The sequence below is a fragment of the Mesorhizobium sp. M2A.F.Ca.ET.037.01.1.1 genome (assembly GCF_003998075.1).
Classification (GTDB): Bacteria; Pseudomonadota; Alphaproteobacteria; order Rhizobiales; family Rhizobiaceae; genus Mesorhizobium.
Genome location: NZ_RZSA01001347.1, coordinates 1 through 1,369, shown reverse-complemented (window position 1 = coordinate 1,369; position 1,369 = coordinate 1). Strand labels below are relative to the sequence as shown.

The 1,369-nt window shown below is 65.5% G+C and carries 3 protein-coding genes; 1 reads left to right on the top strand and 2 read right to left on the bottom strand.

The window, feature by feature from the left end; genetic code table 11:
* Nucleotides 1–298, bottom strand: a 298-nt coding sequence (yidD, locus tag EOA27_RS36615; protein WP_127258729.1) for a membrane protein insertion efficiency factor YidD, incomplete at its 3' end; no start/stop codon positions are given.
* Nucleotides 299–364: 66 nt separating this feature from the next.
* Entirely contained in the window at nt 365–523 is a 159-nt protein-coding gene (locus EOA27_RS41230) for a hypothetical protein (RefSeq protein WP_189343116.1), read from the bottom strand.
* Between the two features lie 91 nt (nt 524–614).
* Here EOA27_RS41230 and EOA27_RS36610 point away from each other — a divergent pair.
* A partial coding sequence (locus tag EOA27_RS36610) for a LysR family transcriptional regulator (protein ID WP_127258727.1) occupies nt 615–1,369 on the top strand: 755 nt, incomplete at its 3' end.

Here is a 1,369-nt window from a genome sequence, read left to right as displayed (position 1 = left end):
CCGCAAGCACCTCCGGCACGCGATCGATGCCATGCGTTCCGAACGGCCCGCAGCGTGAGATTCTGAACAGCGCCATCCAGCCGCCGGCCCACAGGCCATGGCGGGCGATCGCCTCATGCGCGTATTCGGAGCAGGTCGGCAGGTGCCGGCAGCTGTTGCCGACAAAGCCTGAAAGCGTCAATTGATAAAGGCGCACGAGCGACGTGCCGAGGATGCGCCCGGGCGTCTTGCGCCATGGCCCCGGCCAATTGCGTCCCTGCTGGATCGGCCGGTGCGTATTTCCGTGATGGTCGCCCATCGCTCCCCAGCCTGTTTCACTGCGCGATAGATGTGGGCTTCGACGCTGAAACGCAATGCTTTGCCCTCAAGGCCTGGAGCGCCGGATGGGATGGCTGCCGGTCCATGGGCGATGGTGAGCGGGAAGATCGCGGCGGTCATGGCGGCCGTCGCGCACGACTCCACCATGCCATTGGAAGGTCGCTATCCGTACCACGTCGCTGAAAATGGCCAGGAACTCGTTCATGGCAGGTCTCCTTTGACACGGATTAGACTGCCGCTGGCCTTCCTCCTCAAACGAGTATAATTTCCGCCTCGGATAACTTGAGGTTATGCGAATGAAGCGGAGCCGCCTGCCGCTGACGGCATTGAGAAGCTTCGAGACGGCCGGCCGGCATTTGAGCTTCAGCCGGGCGGCAGAGGAGCTTTATGTCTCACAGGCCGCGATCAGCCGGCAGATACGCGAGCTCGAGACCTTTCTGGGAAGACCGCTGTTCCTACGTCTCCATCGCCGTGTCGAACTGACGGATGCGGGCCATCGGCTGCTCGGCCGATTGGTGAGAAGCTTCGACGATATCCACCGCGTGCTTTCCGAGCTCACGGCCTCGCCAGCCCAAGCCGTCGTGCGCGTCAGCGTCGAACCGTCGCTCGCCGCCGTGTGGCTGGTGCCACGGCTCAATCGCTTTCGCCAGTTGCGGCCCGATATCGACGTTTCCCTCGAAGTCGATCCACGGCCGATCGAGTTCCGCAGCGATCAGCCCGAGCTCGCCTTGCGCTTCAGCGCGCACGCCACATCGTGGCCGCGCAGCGAGGCCGAGCGCCTGGCCTCAACCGTCGATTCACCGGTCCTGTCGCCGGCGCTGCTTGCCGCCGGCCCTCCCCTGGAAAAGCCGATCGACCTTCGCCATTACACGCTGCTGCACGAGGAAAACCGACAGGGCTGGGCGCGCTGGTTCCAGGCGGCCGGCGTGCCCGCCGAGGCGGTCCCCGCGCGCGGCCCGATGCTGACCGACGTCTCGCTTTCCAAACAGGCCGCGCTGCTCGGCCATGGCGTGGCGCTCGGCGACCTCCTGCAGGTCGGCGACGCGCTCGC